The sequence below is a fragment of the Rhizobium pantanalense genome, assembly GCF_030182525.1.
Lineage (GTDB): Bacteria > Pseudomonadota > Alphaproteobacteria > Rhizobiales > Rhizobiaceae > Rhizobium.
The window spans coordinates 279692-286282 of sequence record NZ_JAQJCH010000007.1 but is presented as its reverse complement, the minus strand read 5'-3'; the positions used below and the strand labels follow the sequence as shown (position 1 = coordinate 286282).

The 6591-nt window shown below is 58.7% G+C and carries 7 protein-coding genes and 1 pseudogene; 3 read left to right on the top strand and 5 right to left on the bottom strand.

Features of this window, described 5'->3' with window-relative positions:
• Both PH558_RS20385 and PH558_RS20380 read right to left on the bottom strand, forming a co-directional pair.
• Window positions 1-1227 (bottom strand): efflux RND transporter permease subunit (locus PH558_RS20385; RefSeq protein ID WP_285206185.1); only part of this gene is annotated, 1227 nt, incomplete at its 3' end.
• 9 nt (window positions 1228-1236) lie between these two features.
• Window positions 1237-2541 carry an efflux RND transporter periplasmic adaptor subunit gene (locus PH558_RS20380; RefSeq protein WP_483314168.1) on the bottom strand — a complete coding sequence of 435 codons (1305 nt, stop codon included), beginning with the start codon at window positions 2539-2541 and terminating at the stop codon, window positions 1237-1239.
• A gap of 101 nt (window positions 2542-2642) precedes the next feature.
• Between PH558_RS20380 and PH558_RS20375 the strand changes: the two genes are divergently transcribed.
• Window positions 2643-3320 (top strand): TetR/AcrR family transcriptional regulator, encoded by a 678-nt coding sequence (locus PH558_RS20375; protein WP_285206184.1) that lies wholly within the window; start codon window positions 2643-2645, stop codon window positions 3318-3320.
• A gap of 205 nt (window positions 3321-3525) precedes the next feature.
• Here PH558_RS20375 and PH558_RS20370 read toward each other — a convergent pair whose 3' ends face one another.
• From PH558_RS20370 to PH558_RS20360, 3 genes are all read right to left on the bottom strand, one after another.
• Window positions 3526-3765, bottom strand: coding sequence for a hypothetical protein (locus tag PH558_RS20370; RefSeq protein ID WP_095433073.1), 240 nt, complete (start codon window positions 3763-3765; stop codon window positions 3526-3528).
• 429 nt (window positions 3766-4194) lie between these two features.
• The gene (locus PH558_RS20365; protein WP_095433072.1) at window positions 4195-4653 is read right to left on the bottom strand and encodes a helix-turn-helix domain-containing protein; all 459 of its coding nucleotides are present in this window, start codon (window positions 4651-4653) and stop codon (window positions 4195-4197) included.
• Between the two features lie 186 nt (window positions 4654-4839).
• On the bottom strand, window positions 4840-5148 hold the full coding sequence (locus tag PH558_RS20360; protein ID WP_113407900.1) for a hypothetical protein: 309 nt from the start codon (window positions 5146-5148) through the stop codon (window positions 4840-4842).
• A gap of 93 nt (window positions 5149-5241) precedes the next feature.
• Here PH558_RS20360 and PH558_RS20355 point away from each other — a divergent pair.
• A pseudogene (locus PH558_RS20355) lies at window positions 5242-5337 on the top strand (ABC transporter substrate-binding protein); the annotation flags it as partial.
• A gap of 197 nt (window positions 5338-5534) precedes the next feature.
• Window positions 5535-6548, top strand: a complete 1014-nt coding sequence (locus PH558_RS20350; protein WP_095433070.1) for an ABC transporter substrate-binding protein — start codon at window positions 5535-5537, stop codon at window positions 6546-6548.
• Window positions 6549-6591 lie beyond the last annotated feature (43 nt).

Here is a 6591-nt window from a genome sequence, read left to right as displayed (position 1 = left end):
GGCGTCGTCGACCAGAAGGCCGATCGCCAGCACCATGCCGAACATTGTCAATGTGTTGATGGAATAGCCGAACATCGCCAGCACGCCGAAGGTGCCGAGCAGCACGACGGGGACAGCGAGCGTCGGGATCAGCGTGGCGCGCAGGTTCTGCAGGAAGACGAACATGACGATGAAGACGAGCACGATGGCTTCGAACAGCGTCTTGACCACGTCCTCGATCGACAGCTTCACGAAGGGCGTCGTATCATAGGGATAGACGATCTCCACGTTCGGCGGCAGGGTCTCGCTCATATTGCCGATGGCTGTCCGCACCGCTTCGGCCGTATTGATGGCGTTGGCGCCGGAAGCGAGCATCACCGCAAGACCGGCGGAGGGATGACCGTTATAGGTGGTCGACGTCGTATAGCTGTCTGCTCCGAGTTCCACGGTGGCGACATCGTTGATGCGCACCAGCGAGCCGTCGGACTGGCTTTTCAGGATGATGTTTTCGAACTGCTGCGGCGTCTGCAGGCGGCTCTTTGCGGTGACTGTCGCATTGAGTTGCTGGCCCTTGCGCTGCGGCAGGGCGCCCAACTGGCCGGCCGAGACCTGCGAGTTCTGGGCCTGGATTGCGCTCGTTACGTCGCTCACCATCAGCTGATATTTGGCAAGCTTGTCCGGATCCACCCAGATGCGCATGGCATAGCCGGCACCGAAGATCTGCGTATTGCCGACGCCTTCGATACGCTTCAGCGTGTCGTTCAGGGTGCTGGAGACGTAATCGGCAAGATCGTTCGAGTTGAGCTTGCCATCCGTCGACACGAAGCCGACGACCATCAAAAAGTTCGAGGTCGATTTCGAAACGGTGATGCCGGTATTTTGAACGGTCTGCGGCAGCTGGGCGGTGACGAGCTGCAGCTTGTTCTGCACCTGCATCTGCGCGACGTCGGGATCGGCCTTGTTGGTGAAGGTCAATGAGATCGACGCCTGACCCGTCGAGGTCGAAGTCGATGTCATGTAGTCGAGATTGTCGATGCCGGTCATGCCCTGCTCGATGACCTTGGTCACCGAGTTTTCGACGGTTGCGGCGTCAGCCCCGGAATAGGTGGCGCTGATGCTGACTGTCGTCGGGGCAATCTGCGGATATTGCGAAATCGACAGCGTGAAGATCGAAAGTGTGCCCGCCAGCATGATGACGATGGCGATCACCCAGGCGAAGATCGGCCTGTCGATGAAAAAACGAGACATCGTCTAACCTCACTTCTGGACGCCGGAGGCGGCTTTCATATCGGTCTTTTCCAGGCCGGCCTGCTCCGCAGACGACTTGCTATCGGCGGCAGCCTGCTTCACTTCGCCGGTCGCATCGTCAATCGTTACCGGAGAAACGGTGACTTCCTGACCGTCGCGAACACGCTGGACGCCTTCGACGATGACGCGATCGCCATCGGCAACGCCCTGGTTGACAAGCCAGCTGTTGCCGATGCTGCGTTCCACCTTCAACACCCGCTGCTGCACCTTGCCCTCGGCGGTCACGAACATGGCGATCGGTTCGCCCTTCGTGTTGCGGGTCACGGCACGCTGCGGCACGAGGAAGCTGTTTTCGGCAATGCCTTCCTGAATGGTGGCGCGCACATACATGCCCGGCAGCAGGATGCGATCCGGATTGGGGAAGACGGCGCGCACGGTGATGGTGCCGACCGTTTCCGCAACGGAGGATTCGGCAAATTCCAGTTTGCCGGTTTCCTTGTATTGGCTGCCGTCCTCAAGCGTCAGATGTACGGAAACGTTGTCGCCGCTCGTTTTCAGCCGGCCGTCGGCGACGGCGCGGCGGAACTCGAGCAGGTTGGTGCTCGACTGCGTGACATCGACATTGATCGGATCGAGCTGGCGAATGGTGGTCAGCGCCGTCGTCTGGTCGGCAGTGACGAGCGCACCGACGGTGACGGTGGACGCATCGACGCGGCCGGAGATCGGCGCTCTCATCTTGGTATAATCGAGATTGATGCGAGCTGTTTCCAGCGCCGCCTTGGCAGAGGCGACATCGGCCTGAGCCTGGACGAGCGTGGACTGCGCGTCATCGAAATCCTGCTTGCTGACCGCGTTCTGGGCGCTCAGGCCCTTGTAGCGGTCGAGCTTGGCCTGAGCGCTGGGCACAGCACCCTCCGCCTTCTGCAACGAGGCTGCGGCGCTGTCATACGATGCCTGATAGGAGGACGGATCGATCTCATAGAGCACATCGCCTTCCCGGACCTCGCTGCCCTCCTTGAAGTTGCGGCTGCGGATGATGCCGCCAACCTGCGGCCGCACTTCGGCGACGAGGTAGGCGCTGGTGCGGCCAGGCAGTTCGGCGGTGATGGCGACGGATTGCGGATGCAGCGACATCGCGCTCACTTCCGTCTTGACGGCGGGAGCGGTGTTCTGGGCGGAGTTCTGCTGGTTGCAGCCCACCAGCAACATCGCGGCGACAATTCCGACGGTGGTCAGCGAGCCGCGGCCAACCGGAAGGCGGGCTGGTATCGCCGGATATGCGATTGCAGAAGTGGGAGGGGCGAGCTTTCGCACGTTGCTATTTCCTGTTGCCTTATTTATAGTACCAAGTCGTACAGAAAATATTTGTACTGCTTCAAATGTCAATCGTATTCGACTGTTGGGGTCAAGACGGTGTGCTGACAAAGGAAAGAGCAGCCAAGGCCGACCAGGAGGCCAAGCGCCGTCCGCGCGGCCGTCCGAAAACCGTGAACGACGATGCGCGCCGCGCGGAGGTCGTCGCGGAGGCGCGCGCGACCTTTTATGAGTTGGGGTACGGCGGCACAACCATGGATTTGGTTGCTACCCGGTGCCGGATTTCGAAGCAGACCCTCTACAGGTTGTTTCCGAGCAAGACCGATCTCTTCAAGGCCATCATCGCTGAGCATCGTGCATCGATGCTGGCCTTGCCGCGGCCCACGGAGGAGAATTTGCCGTTCGACAAGGCGCTCGAGCTGATATTCATGATCGACATCGATGAGGATCAGGAGCGCGAACGGGACGCCTTCATTCACCTTGCCATCAGTGAGTCGCAGCAATCTCCGGAAATCGCCACGCTGTTGCACACTTATGGCGCTAGACCATCACAGCAGTTGTTGACGGATTGGCTTGTCGAGCAGCAGCGGCGCGGCTTGATCGAAATTGCCGATGCGGCAAGCGGAGCGCGCATGTTGATGAGCATGATCTTCGATGCGATGATTTCGAGGCCGGGGCGTCCGAAGGATTGGCCGGATCGCGAAACGCGGTTGCGCCATCTGCGCCATTGCATCGCGATTTTTACCGCCGGCGTCCAGCCGCGCAAAGGTGGCTGTTAAAGCGCCGCGATCTTTTGAATTCGTTTCTTGCGCGTGGAGTTTGATTTTATGGAGGTCATTGTCGCAAAACCGCTGCAGGCTTCTGCGCGACATGCTTTCGGCCGACTGTTCCGACGATCTTGGCTCACGAAGAAAAATGCCGACATGGCCTGCTGAGCCATACCGGCATCGTTCCGTATCCGGCAGAGGCCGGAATTACTCTAATTTAGTGTGCCACCACGTTTGCCGTGTCCGTTCCCTCTTCGAACAAGGGATTGGGCAAGCCATTTTCATACATTTCCTGCAGCACGGCCCCGAGCGCCAAATCCAGGCACCAGACCGGGAATTCCGCATTCAGGTTTTTAGCGCTCTGCCGTGCATAGGTGATGAGCCGAGCGATTGATGCCAGTTCCTTGAGCGAGTCCGGATCCTGGTATGCTGTGTCGATCGGAAGTGCTGCTGTCATTTCGTGCCCTCTATTGCCCCCGTTCCCGGCAGACGAATCGTGTCAGGCCGGGAACATGAGCAAACCGTAACGCATGTTTTGCAGCTTGGCGCGTGACATGCAGCGTGACACGATGCGTGATTGCTGCAAAATTTTGCTTTTGCAATTCCAAGGCGTGAAATACGGCATGCAAGGAGTAGGAGGGTGCCTCGCATCGACCATTTGCGCGCAAAATCCGCCTGTGCTTCCACCATCAGCGTGATTTTGGTGCCGCCTGGATGTCAATCTTGGCGGCCCGCGCCGATGTCAGGGTAGACGAACTGGAATTTTCGGGGGGAGTTCGGGACCCAAAGAGAGTCGCGATCCTTCGGATTCGCTCCTTGTGCTTCAGGTCCTTGATCGCGCGCATGTCGCCGTCGCAAAACCGCTGCCCACTTTTGCGAAAATGATTTAGTTGCGCAGGCCGACCGATACGTTCGTTGCGCGCGGAAGGTGGTCCGGCAGCGCATCGGAAGTACTTGCCAGCGATTTGATCAGCGTCAGCACGGACTGGCGAATGCTTGGATCGTTGATTTTCATGAACGCCTTGTTGAGGCTCAAGCCCTCTTTGGACGTCAGGAAATCCGACAGATCCTCCAGCCCGTTGATTGCGCCGAGGCCGTCGGTGTTCAGCGGCTGCGAATTATCCTGCTGGAAGAAGAAGGCAACCGGCACGGCGAGCACGCCGGCAATGGCCTGCAACCGGCTGGCGCCGATGCGATTGGTGCCTTTTTCGTATTTTTGCACCTGCTGAAACGTCACGCCGATCTGTTCGGCAAGCCGCTCCTGGCTCATGCCAAGCATAAGACGGCGCGTGCGGACGCGAGAGCCTACATAGGCATCGATCGGGTTCGGTACTTTTGCACTCACTGCGCAATCTCCTTATTCAAATAGGGCTGGTGAATTACACCATACTTTGACCCTTCACGACAAAGGGCGCGTGCCCTATCTGCCCGCGAAATGTGCGTTAAATGTGGGTGAAGCTCAACTAAAAGTCTTTTTATATTAAGTTTTGTAGCTCCGTACACGCATAAACCGCAGAAAAGCTGATTCGCGTCAATGCGGATTGAAGATCGAGGACGACTTGCAATTATAGACAGGGCAGGCCGGGTTATCCTTGGTCGGCACGTAGCTGCGGCTGGCATAGTCGGAGATGTCGCATTGCCCGCGGCCGGCCACATAGCGGTCGTAGAGAACGGGGCCGCCACGGGACGATGGATAGCGCAATATCACCGCGCGTTCGGCGGCAATCAGTTGCTGCACCGATGCGCAAGTCTTGCCGAGGGACTCGTAGCGGGAAATTGCCGATGCCGGCCCGGCTATCGCCATAACCGTCAGAATAAGGGCTGCGGCAATGATCCTCATCAATGGTTCCTCCCAGCGAAAGCGCTCAATCTAAAATAGTCGCGATACGGGAAATGCCAAGATGCAATGACGCTTCCCGTTGTGCGGAGATCCCTTGCCGTGGTTTCGAAGTTCTCGAAGAATGTGCAGGGCAAGTCGATCGATCCGTCGAAGACCTATACGACCGAGTTCGTCAAGAACGTCAAATAGTGCGCAGTAGCGTTTCGGGCGCCTGCGGCATAGTCGAGCCGTCGGCGTCCGCGTTCATAAAATCGCAATGTTCCCTCGCAGGGTTGCGCACTGAAAGCTGACTGAAAGGTTGCCCGCGCTAGATTTGCTGAGCTTCGTGGAGGAAGCGCCTTTCCAGAGCGTCGTATGGCGCAAGAATAAAACAGGAGGAGACATTGATGCGTCCATCGCGCACCTTTTTTCATACCGTAGCCCTTTCCCTCGTCATGACAGCTGCTTCGTTTGCGGCCACGGCCGCCAATGCTGCCGACAAGATTTCCATCATGGTGGGCGGCTACGAAAAGCAGATCTACCTGCCGGCCAAGCTCGCCGAATCCCTCGGCTACTTCAAGGATGAAGGCCTCGAGGTCGAGCTTCTCAACGAATCCGCCGGCGTCGACGCCGAAAACCAGCTGCTGGCTGGCGCCGTTCAGGGCGTCGTCGGTTTCTACGATCACTGCGTCGACCTGCAGGCCAAGGGCAAGTTCATCAAGTCCGTCGTGCAGTTCAGCCAGGCGCCGGGTGAAGTCGAGCTGGTTTCGGCCAAATATCCGGATATCAAGTCCTTCGCTGACCTGAAGGGCAAGCGCGCCGGCGTCACCGGCCTCGGCTCATCGACCAACTTCCTGACGCTCTACATGGCGTCGAAGGCGGGCCTCTCGCCGGCTGACATCACCCCCGTTCCGGTCGGCGCCGGCCAGACCTTCATCGCCGCCATGCAGCAGGATGCCATCCAGGTGGGCATGACCACCGAGCCGACGATCTCGCGCCTGCTGAAGACCGGCGAAGCCAAGATCCTCGTCGATCTGCGCACGCTGAAGGGCACCGAGGAAGCGCTCGGCGGTACCTATCCGGCCGCATCGCTCTATATGGATGCCGCATGGGTCGATACGCATAAGGAAGAAGTGCAGAAGCTGGCGAATGCTTTCGTCAAAACGCTGCGCTTCATCAACACCCACTCCGGCGCCGAGATCGCCGACAAGATGCCGAAGGACTTCTACGTCGGCGACAAGGACGGCTACATCAAGGCTCTCGATGCCGGCAAGGAAATGTTCACGGCCGACGGCGTGATGCCTGAAGATGGTCCGAAGACGGTTCTTGCCGTGCTCTCGCAGTTCTCCAAGAACGTCAAGGGCAAGACGATCGACCTATCGAAGACCTACACGACGGAATTCGTGAAGAACGTCAAGTAAGCAGTCAGAACGCCGCTTCCGGCCAGTTTTCAGACAGGTTCCG